Below are 14,819 nucleotides of genomic sequence, written 5' to 3'. Positions count from 1 at the left end.
CCGTGCTGAGCGTTCGCGACCTTACGGTGTCAGTAGGACCGGAAACCGCCCCGGTCGACATCGTCGCGGGCGTGTCCTTCGGCTTGGCCAAGGGCGAGATCCTCGGTCTTGTCGGTGAGTCCGGCTGCGGAAAGAGCATGACCTCGCTCGCGGTCATGGGATTGCTGCCGCAACCAGGTCCACGGGTCCGCACCGGGCGGGTGGTGCTGGAGGGCTGCGACGTAACGCAGTTGCAGCCCTGGCAACGTGTCGAGGCGGGCCATGGCCGCATGGCAATGATCTTTCAGGAGCCGATGACCTCGCTCAACCCGGTTCGTCGGATCGGCGATCAGATCGCCGAAGCCGTGCACGTGCATGAGCGAATTTCGGGCGCGGCGGCTCTCTCCCGTGCGCGCGAACTGCTCGAACTGGTGCGTATGCCCGACGCCAGGATGCAGTTGTCGGCGTATCCGCATCAGTTGTCGGGAGGTCAACGCCAGCGGGTCATGATCGCGATTGCGCTGGCCTGCAGGCCACAGGTGCTGGTCGCCGATGAACCGACCACAGCGCTGGATGTCACCATACAGGTCCAAATTCTCGGGCTTTTGCGCGAGCTGTGCAATCGCCTCGATATGGCGATATTGTTCATCACCCACGACATGGGAGTCGTTGCGCAACTCGCCGATCGCGTGGCTGTCATGTACGCCGGCCGGATCGTGGAAACCGCAGCGGTCGATGCGCTGTTCGGGAAACCGCGTCACCATTACACCCGCGGACTGATGGACTGCATGCCGTCGCGAAATTCCGGCGCGCGGCGGCTGCCAACCATTTCAGGTCAGCCGCCGGTGCCAGGTACGGTCACTGCTGGCTGCGTGTTTGCCTTGCGCTGCTCGGCCGTGCACGATGCGTGCCGCGTGGCCCTCCCGCCTCGCCTGGAGGTCTCCCAAGGGCATGAGGTGCTCTGCGCATTCCCGCTGGCCGGCGGTGAGCTGAGATGAGCAGCGATGTCATCCTCGACGTCCGGGACATGATGGTCTCGTTCCGGGCCAGGCGAGCCGGTCGGAAATACCGGGTGCAGGCAGTGGATGGTGTGTCGCTGTCGCTGGCGGAAGGCGAGGTCCTTGGGATCGTCGGAGAATCGGGCTGCGGCAAGACAACCGTGGGCCGAACCATCGTCGGGCTGGTCCAGCCCGACAGCGGCACCATCAGGTTTAATGAAGCCGAAATGATGGGAGCCAGCGGCTTCAGCCTCCGCGAAATGCGCCTGAAGGTCCGGATGGTTTTCCAGGATCCCAATGCATCCCTCAACCCGCGGCGCGCAATTGGAGATTCGGTGGCGGAGGCGGGCGATATCAGCGGCTTCTTCAAGAGCCGCGCCGAGCGCAGCGCGGCGATAGCTGCCACGTTGACGGCCGTCGGCTTGAATCCGTCTTTTGCCGCTCGCTATCCCTACGAACTGAGTGGCGGGCAACGGCAACGGGTCGGAATCGCCCGCGCCATTCTTCCTACGCCGTCCATCATCATCGCCGACGAGCCGGTCTCGGCCCTCGACGTATCCGTGCAGGCCCAGGTGCTCAATCTGATGATGGACCTGCGTGACCAGTTGAGACTGTCGATGCTCTTCATCTCGCACGACCTTGGCGTGATCGGGCAGATCAGCAGCCGCGTTGCCGTGATGTATATGGGCCGGGTCGTGGAGCAGGCCGGGACGCGGACGGTGCTGGATCATCCGCTCCATCCCTATACGCGAGCGCTTGTGGCAGCAATTCCGAAGCCGGACCCTTCGAAGCGGATTCTAGGCGCGATCGAAATGGGTGAACCGCCAAGCCTGTTCACGCGGCCGCGCGGCTGCGCATATGCGCCCCGCTGTCCAATGGCCAGCGATCGCTGCCTGGTCGATGTTCCAGAACTGCGTTTGGTCGGCCATGGCGTTCGAGCAGTCGCATGTCACAATGTGGCGACCTGAGATCAGACACCCCAACGCAGAGCTGCGGTCTGCACCGGGGCATCCCACAGTTTCGTCGACTTGCTATCGAGCACGGATGCGGTGATCGAGACACCGGCCATGTCGAGGGATGTGACGTAGGAGCCGGTCAGGAAACGGACCGCTGTGACGCCCGCGCTGTCCAGAATCCGCTTTGCAGCATTGACCATCAGATACAGTTCGATCAGAGGCGTCGCGCCAAACCCGTTGACAAGAAGCAGCACTTCGCTGCCCTTGCCGGGCCCAAGATCCTTCAGGATCGCGTCGAGCAGCTCTGCGGCGATCGCATCGGCGGAAGCCAACGGCACCCTGCGCCGGCCGGGCTCGCCATGAATGCCGACGCCCATTTCCATTTCATTATCGGCCAATGTGAAATTCGGCCGCCCAGCCGCCGGCACGGTGCATGGCAACAGCGCCACACCCATCGAGCGCGTGCGCCGGTTGACATCTTCGCCGAGCGTCCTCAGAGCGGCAAGCGGCATTCCGGTCTCAGCCGCAGCGCCGACGATTTTCTCCACGATCAATGTCCCCGCGACGCCGCGACGACCGGTCGTATAGGTCGATTTCTCCACCGCCACGTCGTCGTTGGTCACAACGCTCGCAACTTCCCGCCCGGCCATTTCGGCAGCCATGCTGAAATTCATCACATCGCCCTCGTAGTTCTTGACGATGAAGAGCACGCCAGCACCCGTGTCGACCGCCTCCGCGGCCTCGACCATCTGGTCCGGCGTCGGCGAGGTGAAGACCTGGCCGGGGCAAGCGGCATCGAGCATACCAAGGCCGACAAAGCCCGCATGCAGCGGCTCATGTCCCGAGCCGCCGCCCGAAATCAGGGCGACCTTGCCCGGCTTCAACGTGCGGCGGCGGACGAATTTGCGCTCGGCGCCCAGAAGCAGGATATCCGCATGAGCTGCCGCGAAACCGTCCAGACTTTCTTCGAGTATCGTATCGGTGCTGTTGATCAGCTTTTTCATGAACGTCCTCCCGTCTGGTCTATTGTTCAAATCAACGGCTCAACCCACGCTTTCGGCATAGCGCGCGAGTTGCGCGGCGAAATCCACGATCAGTTGTTCGAGCGCACGGTTCTTCTTGTCGTCGCCGAGGTCGGGTACGGTCACCGAGACAATCCGGGTGCGCGCCTCGCGGTGCGGTGCGCGCAGCCGGCCGGGATGCGCGCGTCCATAAGCTTTGAGGAATGCCGCGCGCTCAGTGCCGGACAGATGGCAGACTTCGAAGATGATCGCGACATGCTTTGCCGGAATCGGCACCAGATACGCCGGATTGGTGATCTGGGTGACGAAGGAGCGATTCTTGCCCAGCGCCGCCGCCAGCTTCAGCCGCGTTCCCGAGGGCCGATTGTCGAGCACCCGTCGCAGGATGGCCTTGTAATCCGCCACATTGCTGTCACCAGGCGCCCGGGTATCCTCGCCTGCTTCATCCGTCATGAACGTACCTTTGCGATTGCCGCCTTGAGCCGTGCGACCGCAATCGGCGAGACCGAGAGAGTTGTCAACCCGGTGGCGATCAGCGCCGTGGTCAGGCGCGTATCGGCCGCGGCATCACCGCAGAGCGAGACCTCCACGCCGCGTTTTCGTCCGGCCTCGACAGTCCGCGAGATCAGCGCCAGCACCGCCGGATTGCTGGTATCGTTGAGGTCCGCGACGGCACCGATGTCGCGCGCCGCCGCCATCGTGTACTGGGTCAGGTCGTTCGAGCCGATGGAATAGAACGCCGCGCCGAATTCCTCGGCGCGGAGCGCCGCCGCCGGGACCTCGACCATGATGCCGAGCGGCGGTCGGGCGCAGGCGATCCCCTCCGCCCTGAGTGCCGTGAACTCTTCATCCAGCAGGGCATTCGCACGGTCGAGTTCCGAAGGGACCGCGATCATCGGCAGCATCACCTTCAACGTCCCGTGTACGGCCGCACGGCACAGTGCCCGCAGTTGCAGCCGAAACACGTCCGGCCGCGCGAGCGAGAGACGGATGCCGCGGAGGCCGAGGAAGGGATTGCGCTCGTTATCGATGGTCAAGCCTGCGATTGGCTTGTCGCCGCCGGCATCGAGGGTGCGGATCGTGACCGGCATTCCCTCGGCCCAGTCGAGAATGCGCCGATAGACTGCATATTGCGCGTCCTCGTCCGGCAGGCCCCGGGACGCTTCGAACAGAAATTCCGTACGCACGAGGCCGATGCCGTCGCAGATTGCGGGATCGAGGCCAGCGAGGTCCTCGGGCGCAGCGATATTGAGAAGGACCGCGATCGGCCGGCCGTCGGCTGTGCGAGCCGACTCGAGCCGGCCGTCATCGGCTGCGGCTTGCGCGGCATTCGCAACCGCCATGCGCTGTTCGAACACGCGGCGCGTTTCCGGCTCTGGATCGAAGATCACGGTGCCGGCATCGCCGTCGACGAGCGCCAATGCCGGTGACTGTCCGTTCCACGACAGCGGGCCGAGCCCAACCACCATGGGCGCCCCGCGCGCCCGCGCCAACATCGCAACATGCGAGGACGGTGAGCCCGCGGCCAGGGCGATGCCGCCGCCGTGCGACCAGTCAGCCGCAAGAAAAGCGGAAGGCGTGATGTCGTCAGCCGCGACGATCGAGCCATTGGCAATCCTGGCGACCGTGTCCACACCGCTCAGATGCGCGAGCACCCGGTCGCGGATGTCGACGAGATCGGCCGCTCGGGCACGGAAATATTCATCTTCAGCAGCGCGATAGCCGGCTATCTCCACGTCGAGTGCCAAGCGCCAGGCGTGGTCGGCAGTGACCCCCTCCGAGATGACCCCATAGGCCGGATCCGCCAGCGCATCATCCTCTAGCATGGCGACCTGGAATTCCAGAATGTCGGCCACGTCGCCCTGGTTCGTCTTGATCTGCTCGGCGATCTCCGCCCTCGCGCCTTCAATCGCCGCCCGCAGCGCCGTCGCCTCCTGCGCGGGATCGTCGCTCGCTGTCCGCCTGGCCACAGCCGTGGTCAGCATGGCGACCGGTCCGATCGCAAGACCCGGCGAGGCAGCACGGCCGATGAGATGGATCTCTGCCACCGCGATCAGGCCTCACCGAAACCGTCATGCACAAGTGCCAGTAGAGCAGCAAGCGCTGCGCTGCCATCGGGCCCGGTCACGCGGAAATGCAGCGTTGCGCCCTGCGGCGCCTTCACGCGCATCACCTTGACCGGGCTCTTGGCATCCGTCCAGGGCCCGTCAGCCGCGAGGGCGAGCTCGATCTTTGCGGTAAAACCCTTGGCGCATTGCGTGAGCTTGACCGACGGTCGCGCATGAAGACCGACTTTGTTAACGAGAACCGCCGAGGCTGTCAGCGGCACCGGCGTTTCGCCCGGCCGGCTGGCGTGAGCATCATGCATAGAATTCCTCCGCGCTACGTTTGACCGCGGCAAGCGGCGAGCCGCCCGAAGACTCGGTTGCCGCGATCACAGCTCCCTCGACCACCGGGGCATTGCAGACGACAACGCGCGCCCGTCGATCTTCAGGCAGCATTTCCACCGCCATCTCGGAATTTGTCTCCGCCCCGCCAAGATCAACCAGCACCGCCACGCCTGCCGGCGACCAGGCCGCCTCGATCGCTTCGAGAATTCCGGCGACATTGGTGCCGAGCCCCCATCGATGTCGCCGCCTGTCCAGGCGAGCGGCACGGCGCTGCCCACCATCTGGCGCACCATATCCGCCGCGCCTTCCGCGATCTTCGGGGAATGTGAAACGATAACGATCCCGACATTGCCGGAATTTGAACTGCTCATGAACTTGCCTCGAACTCCAGGATCTTGACTGCCGCGCCGATCAAAAGGGACGCCGAACGCGAACCAGGATCCATATGACCGATGGAACGTTCGCCGAGAAAGGACGCACGGCCGCGGATGGCAAGCATGGGTGTGGTGCGATCGGCCGCTTGCGCCGCTTCCGCCGCTATCGCCTTGGCATCGCCGCCCTGCGCCAACACGAGTTGCACCGGCACCAGGACATCCAGCAAGGTTTTCTGCCCCGCCTCCGAGCGCCCGCGTGCTTTGACGGCATCAATCGCCTTCTCCGTCGCCGTGACGAGATCCGCTCGGATCGGCTGCTCCGGAAGCGCCTTGCCCAGCTCCATGAAGAACGTGCCAACCAGCGGCCCGGAAGCGCCGCCGACCTTCATCACCAGCGTCATTCCGATCGCCTTCAGCATTTCCGGCAACGATTTGTCGGCAAGGCCGGGCAGTGTCGCGAGCACGGCCTCGAAGCCACGCTTCATGTTCAGCCCGTGATCGCCGTCGCCGATCGCCTGATCGAGGCTCGTTAATTCGTCGGCGTGCTGGATCACGGATTCCGCCAACGCCCGCACCAGCTTTTCCCTGGCAACCTGATCCAGACTCATGCCGCGACCCTCCCGCCGGCCGCATCGAATAACAGCGGCTTGTTGAGTCGGAGCGAAACGATGTCCCCCGGGCCCAACCTCGCCTCGGGGTCGGCCAGCGTCACGACCGGCTGGCCGCCGAGGTCGAGGTGGAGATGGCTCTGGTCGCCGAGATGTTCGACTCGCGTGACGGTCGCCGACACGTCTCCGCCGCTGCGGGCGATCGTCAGGTGCTCGGTACGCGCGCCGATGGTCTTGGCGCCGGGCGAAATGCCGGCAAATAGTGCCGCCGGCAGCAGGTTGATCATCGGCTGGCCAAGCCGCGCGGCGACATGGGCGTTGACCGGGTTCTCGTAAATCTCGCGCGGCGTACCGATCTGCATCAGCCGGCCGGCCTCGATCACGCCGATGCGCGAAGCCATGGTCATCGCCTCCGTCTGATCATGGGTGACATAGAGGATGGTGGCGCCGAGGTCGGTCTGGATGCGCTTGAGTTCGAGGCGCATTTCGCCGCGCAGCTTGGCATCCAGCGAGGAGAGCGGCTCGTCCATCAGATAGATCGAGGGCGAGCGCACCAAGGCCCGGCCGATCGCGACACGCTGCATCTGCCCGCCCGACAATTGCGTCGCCTTGTTCTGCAGCTTTGTTTCGATGTGGAGAAGACGGGCGACCTCCTGCACTTTTGCGCGAATCTCGGCTTCGGGGACGCGGCGGATCGGCGCACGTAACGCAAAAGCCATGTTCTCGAACACGCTGAGATGCGGATACAAGGAATATTGCTGGAAGACGAAGGCGACGTCGCGATCGGCCGGCGCATCGCCGGTCACATCGCGTCCGCCGATGCGGATCGAACCGCTGTCGGGTGTCTCCAACCCGGCGACAAGACGCAGCGCAGTCGTCTTGCCGGCGCCCGTGGGTCCGAGCAACGCAACGAATTCGCCGTCTCCCACGGTAAGAGACAGGTCGACGACCGCCTGCGTGTGGCCGAACGACTTGGAGACCGCCTTGATCTCGACTTCAGCCATGCGCATATCCTTCATGCAGCGCGGTGCGGATGGCCCGACCCGACGCCTTGTCGAAGATCGAGAGAGTGTCGGGCCGGAAGTCGAGCCCGACACTCTCTCCGGTCCGAAAGCGCATGCTGCTGGGCGAACGGGCCTTGAGTGCGCCGTAGTGCGTCGTCACGGTCACGATCTGGGTCGTGCCGAGATATTCCGACCCATAAACCTCGCCCCGTACCATGCCGCGATCGGTGAACCGAACATGCTCCGGCCGGACCCCGAGGACGAGATCGCTTTCCGCCAGCTCCTCGCGTGCCGCAGGAATTGCGACTTCGCGCTCGCCGAGCCAGACCGCCTGCGCGCCGACTTGCAGTCGACCGTGGAACGGCAGGAAATTCATAGGTGGTGAACCGATGAAGTCTGCGACGAAGAGCGAAGCAGGCCGGTCGTAGATGTCGCGGGGGCTCGCGACCTGCTCGACGACGCCGTTGTTCATCACCGCGATCATGTCGGCCATCGCCATGGCCTCGAGCTGGTCGTGCGTGACATACACCGTAGTCGCGCCGAGCCGGTCATGCAGCGCGCGCAATTCATGGATCATCGCCTCCCGCATTTCGGTGTCGAGCGCGCCGAGCGGCTCGTCCATCAGGAAGCATTTTGGTTTGCGGACGATGGCTCGCCCAAGTGCGACGCGTTGCCGGTCGCCGCCCGCGAGGCCCGACACCGACCGGTCGAGGAGATGGGAAATCCGCAGGATTCGCGCAGCCTCCACTACCCGCCGGTCGCGCTCCGCCGCTCCGATTCGCTCGCATTTCAGCGGAAAGCCGATATTGCGTCGGACGTTCATGTGCGGATAGAGCGCAAACAGCTGGAACACAAAGGCGATATCGCGCGCCGAGGCGCGATTCATTGTAACGTCCTCGCCGCCGAGCCTGATGGTGCCGGCCGTCGGCAATTCCAGCCCTGCGATCATGCGCAGTGTTGTGGTCTTGCCGCAGCCGGAAGGCCCGAGCAGGCACAGGAACTGGCCGTCTTCCACCGTGAAGCTGGCGGCCTTGACCGCATGAAACGTCCCGAAGGATTTGTCGAGCGCTTCGACCCTGATCTGTGCCATCGCGCCTTACTCCCTGACCTTCGAGACGATGGTGAACATCACCGTCCCGAACAGCGTGGTCGCAAACGACCACGAATAGAGGGTGAGGAAAAATGGCTGCATCAGCATGACCACGCCGGCGGCGATGATCGTCGTCGCGATGGCCTCCAGCGGACCGCGTCGCAGAATCCTGTCAGCGAAGTCGCGTCGGAGCGTGGATGTGTTCGCATCGAGGCTCATTTGCGGACGGCTCCAAAGGTGATTCCGCGCAGGAGATGCTTGCGCAAAAGCACCGTGAACACGACGATCGGCACCAGGAAGAAAGTCGTACCGGCCGCGACTGCTGGCCAGTCCTGACCGCCCTCGCCGATGATGATCGGTATGAACGGCGGCGCCGTCTGCGCGTTCCCGGAGGTCAGTAGCACCGCAAAGGCGTATTCGTTCCACGCAAAAATCAGGCAGAAGATGGCCGTCGCCGCGATTCCTGTTGTCGCCTGCGGCAGCACGACTTTCACGAATGCCTGGAAACGGGTGTAGCCGTCGATCATCGCCGCCTCCTCGTACTCCCGCGGGATTTCGTCGATGAAACCCTTGAGAAGCCAGACGGCGAGCGAAACGTTGACCGATGTGTAGAGCAGGATCATCCCAAGCCGGGTGTCCGAGAGCCCGACAGTGCGGTACATCAGGTAGATCGGGATCGCGACCGCGATCGGCGGCATCATCCTCGTCGACAGAATGAAAAAGAGCAGGTCGTCCTTCAGCGGCACGCGGAACCGCGAGAACCCATAAGCCGACAATGTGCCGAGCGTGACGGCGAGCATCGTCGAACCGAACGCGATGATCAGCGAATTGACGAAACGCGGCACATAGTTCGACGGACCGGCCACGACCATGTTGCGGCTACGCGCAATGCGATCGCAAAGCCCCTGCGGCGGACCCAGCGTCTGGATGAATTCCGGCGTCTGGCGCGAGCGGGTCGTGAATAGATTGCAGTAGCCTTCGAGCGACGGCTTGAACAGTATCTTCGGAGGATAGGAGATCGCATCGTCTGGCGACTTGAACGAGGTGAGCACAATCCATAGCAGCGGAATCATCGTGATGATGGCATAGAGTATGACGAACAGGCCGGCGAAGCGGCGTACCTCGGCCGACGGTTCGACGACTGAATGGGCTGTATTTGCGGCACTCATCGGTTTTTCACCCGGTTCAACGCCTTGACGTAGATGTTGGCGAGGCCGAACACCGTCACGAACAGAATGATTGCGAAGGCCGAGGAATAGCCGGTTCGCCAACTTTCAAACGCTGCCCGCTTCAGCGTGATGGAAGCGACTTCCGTGGTCGAGCCCGGCCCGCCCCCGGTCAGAAGGTTGACCATGTCGAACATCTTGAAGTTCTCGATGCCACGAAAGAGCACCGCGAGCATGATGAACGGCAGCGCCATCGGCAGCGTGATCGACCAGAACTGCCGCCAATTCGACGCGCGGTCGACCTCCGCCGCCTCATAGATGTAATCCGGAATCGAGCGCAGTCCCGCCAGGCAAATCAGCATCACGTAGGGCGTCCACATCCAGGCGTCGACGATGACGATGGCCCAGGGACTGAGTGTCACGTCGCCCAGCATCTGGAACGACGAAGCGTCGCGCCCCGTGAAGAAAGCGACCACGTAATTGAACAATCCGATCTGCGGCTGATAAAGGAAGGTCCAGAAATTGCCGACGACCGCCGGCGAAAGCATCATCGGCAGCAGAATGATCGTGGTCCACATGCCATGGCCACGGAATTTCTTGTCGATGAGGAGGGCAAGACCAAATCCGAGCACGGTCTCGATGAGCACGGTCCAGATCACGAAATGCGCCGTTACCTGCATCGCTGCCCAGATATCCGGATCAGTCAGGATCGACTGGTACCAGTCGGTGCCCAGCCATATCGTCGGCGCGTTCGCCCGGTTGGCGCGGTAGTTGGTGAACGAGAGATAGATCGTCCACACCAGCGGGAAGATATTGATCGCCAGCAGGAGCACGATCGTCGGCGTGATGAAGAGCCAAGCGAGCGCCTGGTCCGACAGGCCCCGGATCCGACGCGCCAAGGCTGGCCGGACCGGGACGGCCCCGTAGGTGATCTGCGATGAGGCACTCAAATCGTTCATGGCTTTGGTCAATCCTCGCGCCGGGAGCGTCAGCTGACCACAGCTGCCCATAATCCCGAAGAGAGCCTGGAGCGCGCTCGCGTGCGCTCCAGGCGGTTGCCTTAGAACTTCTTGCCTTCTTCCTTGAAGATGGCCTTCCAGTCCTTCACCAGACCGTCGAGCGCTTCCTGCGCAGTGCCCTTGTCCGCCACGACGTAGTCATGCACGCGCTTCTGTTCGGCTTGCAGGAGTTGCGCATACGATGGCTCGGCCCAGAAGTCGACGACCATTCCCATCGACTTCAGAAACTCCCCGGCGAACGGCGCGCTCTTCGGGAAGCTCGGATCGTTCAACACGGACTTGGCGCAGGAATAACCGCCCAGCGCCCACCACTTCTTCTGCACATCGCCGCCGGAGAACCATTTGATGTATTGCAGCGCTTCGCCCTGGTTCTTCGAATAGGAAACGACCGAGATACCCTGTCCGCCGAGCTGCGTCGCCTGCCCCGCGGGGCCGGCCGGATTGCTGAAGAAACCGATCTTGTCGCCACCAACGTTCGGGTCCTTGTAGAGGCCCGGGAAGAAGGCGAAGAAGTTCATCTGCAGCGCGACCTGGCCGGACTTGAACGCATCGAGGCCTTCCGACATGTAGGAGTTGGAGGCGCCAGGGGGCGTGCAGCACTTGTAGAGCTCCTTGTAGGCCTCAAGCCCCTTCACGGCCCCAGGCGAATTGACGAACCCGTCCATCGAATATGGCTTCTTCGGATCCTGATATTTGAAGCCGTAGTCGTAGAGATAGTTTGACACTCCCATGGTGATGCCTTCCGAGCCCCGCTCAGTATAGATCGAAGCACCATAGACCTTCTTGCCGTCAATCTCGCGGCCCTGGAAGAACTTCGAGATGTCGCGCAGTTCGTCAAGCGTCTTCGGCACGGCGAGATCGCGGCCGAATTTGGCCTTGAAATCCGCCTGGATCTCGGGCCGCGCAAACCAGTCCTTGCGATAGGTCCAGCCCACCGCGTCACCCATGGCGGGCAATGCCCAGTAGTTTGGCGTATTCTTCGGCCACTCCGAATATCCGACCACGGTGGCGGGCATGTAGTCGTCCATGCTGATCCCTTCCTTCTTGAAGAAATCGTTGAGCTTGACGTACTGGCCGTTCTCCGCGGCGCCGCCGATCCACTGAGAATCGCCGATGATGAGATCGCACAGCGAGCCGTGCGAATTGAGCTCGTTCAGGAATCGATCGGCATAGTTGGTCCACGGCACGAATTCGAACTTCATACCGATGCCGGTCTTGGCGGTGAAGTCCTTCGACAGTTCGACCAGCGCGTTCGCCGGGTCCCACGCGGCCCAGCACAGCGTGATGGTCTTGGCCTGCGCGTGCGCAGGTGTCGTCCCCACTCCGGCACCGAGCGCGGATGCGAGAACTCCGAAACTAGTAAGAAGCGCCTTTACTGTCTGTCTCATTACGCTTTCCCTCCCAGTGGGGCCGGCCATCGACATGGCGCGACTCTCCAACCCGCTCGAATGCTTCGAGCAGAGCGATACAGTCCTTCACGGGCTGAACGACTAAACGGACGTTTCCTCGTGCCTGCCTGGATTCTTAAGGATCAGCCAAGCTCGATTTGTTTAGTGAACCACGAGTTACTAAACATTGCAAGCAGGCTGTTCCGGACGGAGTTTGAGCTTCCGCTGGGCGGGGCGTGACAGCCAATGAGGTCGTTCACTGCCGTGGTGCAGCGCTCGGCAAGTTAATCACGGCGTTCGATGTCTGTTGCTTTTGATCGAAGAAGCGGGGGCCTTTGGCTTGCGTCTGAGCCGCCGGTGCTTTGATCCCGATGCCGGCAACCGCTCAAGCAGCAGAAATCTGGATTCCGCCCAGGCAGAGGTATTTGATCTCGAGATAGTCCTCGATGCCGTATTTCGAGCCCTCACGGCCGTTGCCGCTCTCCTTGACCCCGCCGAACGGTGCAACCTCGGTCGAGATCAGGCCTTCATTGATGCCGACGATACCGTATTCAAGCGCCTCGGCAACGCGCCAGACCCGCCCGATATCGCGGCCGTAGAAATAGGCGGCCAAGCCGAACTCGGTATCGTTCGCGAGCCGGATCGCCTCCTCTTCAGTCTTGAAGCGGAATACCGGCGCGACCGGGCCGAAAGTTTCCTCGCGGAAGATCAACATGCCCGGCGTGGCATCCGCCAACACCGTCGGCTCGAAGAACGTACGGCCAAGCGCATGGCGCTTGCCACCGAGCACGACGCGGGCGCCCTTGGAAACGGCGTCGGAAACATGCTCTTCCACTTTCTCGATGGCGCGCATGTCGATCAGCGGGCCAATCGTCACGCCTGGCTCGAACCCGTCACCGATCTTGAACGCACCAACCGCCTCAGCCAGACGCGAGACGAACATGTCGTAGATCTTGTCCTGCGCAAGAATACGATTGACGCAAACACAGGTTTGGCCGGCATTGCGGTATTTCGACGCTATCGCGCCCTTGACTGCGGCATCGATGTCCGCATCGTCGAAGACGATGAAGGGCGCATTGCCGCCGAGCTCCATGGACGTGCGCTTCACGGCCGACGCGCTTTGTACCATCAGCTTCTTGCCGATTTCGGTCGAACCCGTGAACGTCACCTTGCGCACAATCGGATTGGAGGTCATTTCTCCGCCGATCGCCGACGCCGAACCCGTGACGACGGACAACACGCCCTTGGGGACGCCCGCCCGTTCGGCCAGCACCGCAAGCGCCAGCGCCGATAGCGGTGTCTGGCTGGCCGGCTTGACGACCATGGTGCAACCCGCCGCCAGCGCCGGGCCAGCCTTGCGCGTGATCATCGCGGCCGGAAAATTCCACGGCGTGATTGCGGCACAAACGCCGATCGGCTGCTTCAGGACGATGATGCGGCGATCGGCGGTGAAGCCCGGAATTGTATCGCCATAAACGCGCTTTGCTTCTTCGCCGAACCACTCGATGAAGCTTGCGGCATAGGCGATCTCGCCCTTCGCTTCAGCAAGCGGCTTGCCCTGCTCTACTGTCATGATCGCGCCGAGATCGTCCTGGTTCGTCATCATCAGATCGAACCAGCGTCGCAGGATCACGGCGCGCTCTTTCGCGGTCCGGGCACGCCACGCCGGCAGCGCCGCATTGGCAAACTCGATGGCGCGCCTGGTCTCGGCCGCCCCCATATTGGGGACATGCCCGATCACGGCGCCGGTCGCGGGATTATCGACCGCAATGGTGCCGCCGCTATCGGCCGCTACCCACTCGCCCGCGACCAGGCAAGCGTTACGCAAAAGGCTCGGATTATTAAGCGTGAGTTTCGAAATCATCGTGAGCACCGCTACGTTGGGGTTGATACCGTTATGATGCAGGTCGGCATGAAGCGCTCAACGTCAACTGAGCTCCTTGCCACTCAGAAATTGCGTCAAGACCTCGATCTGGTCGTCGGCGATCAAGGCCGGCGCATGGCCGCAGTCCGCGACAGTGTGGACGCGGACATTGCGATTGCGCCGCATCATGTCCTTGAGGAGGCTTTCCGAGAGCAAATCCGATTGTTGCCCACGGATTACCAGAACGGGGACGTCGATCGCGTCCCAGTATTTCCAGAGATCGACGCTGTAGTGCCAGGGGTTTCGAAACGCATGCGCGATGTTCGGATCGCACAGCGGCTTGAAGCAGCGTCCCTCCACGTTCCAGGCCACGCTATGCGTCGTCAGATGCCGCCAGTGCGCATCCTCCAATCGTCCGAAAGGCGCCAGAACCCGCCGGTAGTAGCCTTCGGCCTGTTCGATCGACTCAAAGGATTTTGGCGCCTCGTTGAGATTGGCACCGAGACGAAGCAATCCGGCCCAGGGCAGATAGGGGCCGATATCGTTGACGACGATGCGGCGGATCGGACTGCCCGGAAGGGCGGCCAGCACCATCCCGATCAGGCCCCCCAATGACGTGCCGACCCAGTCGACCTCCGTTGAACCGAGCGCCGCCAGGAGCACGGTCATGTCGCTGCAATATTGCGGCAAGGCATAGTCGCTGCTGTCGTGCAGCCGCTCGCTTTGTCCCCGGCCTGGCAAATCCGGGCAAATGACACGCCGCCCTGCGCGGGCGAGAACTGCGGCGAGATGATCGAAGTCCCGGCCGTTTCTGGTCAATCCATGGACACAGAGCACCGGCCGCACTGCGGACGCTGCCCCCAATCCGTGAATGCGATGCGATGGAAGCTGCGCCGGGTCAGCCCCCGCACCGATCCCGTGCGGTCCGGCGCCACCTGCCGCCCTTCAGGCCACGCTCCGG

The 14,819-nt window shown here is 62.9% G+C and carries 15 protein-coding genes and 1 pseudogene; 2 read left to right on the top strand and 14 right to left on the bottom strand.

All coding sequences use genetic code 11. The features are described 5' to 3' along the window. Positions 1-2: 2 nt before the first annotated feature. Both AB8Z38_RS35600 and AB8Z38_RS35595 read left to right on the top strand, forming a co-directional pair. Complete coding sequence (locus AB8Z38_RS35600; protein WP_369722200.1) at positions 3-977, top strand: ABC transporter ATP-binding protein; 975 nt, start codon at positions 3-5, stop codon at positions 975-977. Beyond that, positions 974-1,945 carry an ABC transporter ATP-binding protein gene (locus AB8Z38_RS35595; protein ID WP_369722198.1) on the top strand — a complete coding sequence of 324 codons (972 nt, stop codon included), beginning with the start codon at positions 974-976 and terminating at the stop codon, positions 1,943-1,945. Before AB8Z38_RS35600 ends, AB8Z38_RS35595 begins: the two co-directional genes overlap by 4 nt. A gap of 2 nt (positions 1,946-1,947) precedes the next feature. On the opposite strand, the gene dhaK is transcribed toward AB8Z38_RS35595, so the two are convergent. The 14 genes and pseudogenes from dhaK to AB8Z38_RS35525 all read right to left on the bottom strand — a co-directional run bounded on the left by dhaK (position 1,948) and on the right by AB8Z38_RS35525 (position 14,677). After that, on the bottom strand, positions 1,948-2,937 hold the full coding sequence (gene dhaK, locus AB8Z38_RS35590) for a dihydroxyacetone kinase subunit DhaK (protein WP_369722197.1): 990 nt from the start codon (positions 2,935-2,937) through the stop codon (positions 1,948-1,950). A gap of 39 nt (positions 2,938-2,976) precedes the next feature. Then, positions 2,977-3,408, bottom strand: coding sequence for a hypothetical protein (locus AB8Z38_RS35585; protein ID WP_007592625.1), 432 nt, complete (start codon positions 3,406-3,408; stop codon positions 2,977-2,979). Further along, positions 3,405-5,003, bottom strand: coding sequence for a phosphoenolpyruvate--protein phosphotransferase (gene ptsP / locus AB8Z38_RS35580; RefSeq protein WP_369722195.1), 1,599 nt, complete (start codon positions 5,001-5,003; stop codon positions 3,405-3,407). The genes AB8Z38_RS35585 and ptsP overlap by 4 nt, the downstream gene beginning before the upstream one ends. Positions 5,004-5,008: 5 nt before the next feature. Next, positions 5,009-5,323, bottom strand: coding sequence for an HPr family phosphocarrier protein (locus AB8Z38_RS35575; protein WP_369722194.1), 315 nt, complete (start codon positions 5,321-5,323; stop codon positions 5,009-5,011). Continuing rightward, positions 5,316-5,716: pseudogene (dhaM, locus tag AB8Z38_RS35570) on the bottom strand (dihydroxyacetone kinase phosphoryl donor subunit DhaM). Before dhaM ends, AB8Z38_RS35575 begins: the two are co-directional and overlap by 8 nt. After that, positions 5,713-6,327, bottom strand: coding sequence for a dihydroxyacetone kinase subunit DhaL (dhaL, locus tag AB8Z38_RS35565; RefSeq protein WP_369722192.1), 615 nt, complete (start codon positions 6,325-6,327; stop codon positions 5,713-5,715). Before dhaL ends, dhaM begins: the two are co-directional and overlap by 4 nt. After that, on the bottom strand, positions 6,324-7,331 hold the full coding sequence (locus AB8Z38_RS35560; protein ID WP_369722190.1) for an ABC transporter ATP-binding protein: 1,008 nt from the start codon (positions 7,329-7,331) through the stop codon (positions 6,324-6,326). The genes dhaL and AB8Z38_RS35560 overlap by 4 nt, the downstream gene beginning before the upstream one ends. After that, positions 7,324-8,421: an ABC transporter ATP-binding protein gene (locus AB8Z38_RS35555; protein ID WP_369722189.1), complete on the bottom strand. Its 1,098-nt coding sequence runs from the start codon at positions 8,419-8,421 to the stop codon at positions 7,324-7,326. Before AB8Z38_RS35555 ends, AB8Z38_RS35560 begins: the two co-directional genes overlap by 8 nt. 6 nt (positions 8,422-8,427) lie before the next feature. Further along, complete coding sequence (locus AB8Z38_RS35550; RefSeq protein WP_369722188.1) at positions 8,428-8,640, bottom strand: hypothetical protein; 213 nt, start codon at positions 8,638-8,640, stop codon at positions 8,428-8,430. Continuing rightward, on the bottom strand, positions 8,637-9,590 hold the full coding sequence (locus tag AB8Z38_RS35545) for a carbohydrate ABC transporter permease (protein WP_369722186.1): 954 nt from the start codon (positions 9,588-9,590) through the stop codon (positions 8,637-8,639). Before AB8Z38_RS35545 ends, AB8Z38_RS35550 begins: the two co-directional genes overlap by 4 nt. Continuing rightward, positions 9,587-10,546, bottom strand: coding sequence for a carbohydrate ABC transporter permease (locus AB8Z38_RS35540; RefSeq protein WP_369722185.1), 960 nt, complete (start codon positions 10,544-10,546; stop codon positions 9,587-9,589). Before AB8Z38_RS35540 ends, AB8Z38_RS35545 begins: the two co-directional genes overlap by 4 nt. A 101-nt stretch (positions 10,547-10,647) precedes the next feature. Next, entirely contained in the window at positions 10,648-11,994 is a 1,347-nt protein-coding gene (locus AB8Z38_RS35535; protein ID WP_369722184.1) for an ABC transporter substrate-binding protein, read from the bottom strand. 385 nt (positions 11,995-12,379) lie between these two features. Further along, positions 12,380-13,858, bottom strand: a complete 1,479-nt coding sequence (gene gabD / locus AB8Z38_RS35530) for an NADP-dependent succinate-semialdehyde dehydrogenase (RefSeq protein ID WP_369722183.1) — start codon at positions 13,856-13,858, stop codon at positions 12,380-12,382. A 63-nt stretch (positions 13,859-13,921) separates the two neighbouring features. Next, positions 13,922-14,677: an alpha/beta fold hydrolase gene (locus AB8Z38_RS35525; protein ID WP_369722182.1), complete on the bottom strand. Its 756-nt coding sequence runs from the start codon at positions 14,675-14,677 to the stop codon at positions 13,922-13,924. Positions 14,678-14,819: the final 142 nt, after the last annotated feature.

It is taken from the genome of Bradyrhizobium sp. LLZ17, from assembly GCF_041200145.1.
GTDB lineage: Bacteria > Pseudomonadota > Alphaproteobacteria > Rhizobiales > Xanthobacteraceae > Bradyrhizobium.
Note: the sequence above shows the minus strand (reverse complement) of the source record. Positions and strands in the feature narration are given on the sequence as shown.

Coding starts and splice junctions, on each gene's coding strand:
- AB8Z38_RS35560 (WP_369722190.1), bottom strand. CDS start 7,331: ATGGCTGAAGTCGAGATCAAGGCGGTCTCCAAGTCGTTCGGCCACACG.
- dhaK (WP_369722197.1), bottom strand. CDS start 2,937: ATGAAAAAGCTGATCAACAGCACCGATACGATACTCGAAGAAAGTCTG.
- dhaL (WP_369722192.1), bottom strand. CDS start 6,327: ATGAGTCTGGATCAGGTTGCCAGGGAAAAGCTGGTGCGGGCGTTGGCG.
- AB8Z38_RS35595 (WP_369722198.1), top strand. CDS start 974: ATGAGCAGCGATGTCATCCTCGACGTCCGGGACATGATGGTCTCGTTC.
- AB8Z38_RS35575 (WP_369722194.1), bottom strand. CDS start 5,323: ATGCATGATGCTCACGCCAGCCGGCCGGGCGAAACGCCGGTGCCGCTG.
- AB8Z38_RS35540 (WP_369722185.1), bottom strand. CDS start 10,546: ATGAACGATTTGAGTGCCTCATCGCAGATCACCTACGGGGCCGTCCCG.
- AB8Z38_RS35550 (WP_369722188.1), bottom strand. CDS start 8,640: ATGAGCCTCGATGCGAACACATCCACGCTCCGACGCGACTTCGCTGAC.
- gabD (WP_369722183.1), bottom strand. CDS start 13,858: ATGATTTCGAAACTCACGCTTAATAATCCGAGCCTTTTGCGTAACGCT.
- AB8Z38_RS35585 (WP_007592625.1), bottom strand. CDS start 3,408: ATGACGGATGAAGCAGGCGAGGATACCCGGGCGCCTGGTGACAGCAAT.
- AB8Z38_RS35535 (WP_369722184.1), bottom strand. CDS start 11,994: ATGAGACAGACAGTAAAGGCGCTTCTTACTAGTTTCGGAGTTCTCGCA.
- AB8Z38_RS35545 (WP_369722186.1), bottom strand. CDS start 9,590: ATGAGTGCCGCAAATACAGCCCATTCAGTCGTCGAACCGTCGGCCGAG.
- AB8Z38_RS35555 (WP_369722189.1), bottom strand. CDS start 8,421: ATGGCACAGATCAGGGTCGAAGCGCTCGACAAATCCTTCGGGACGTTT.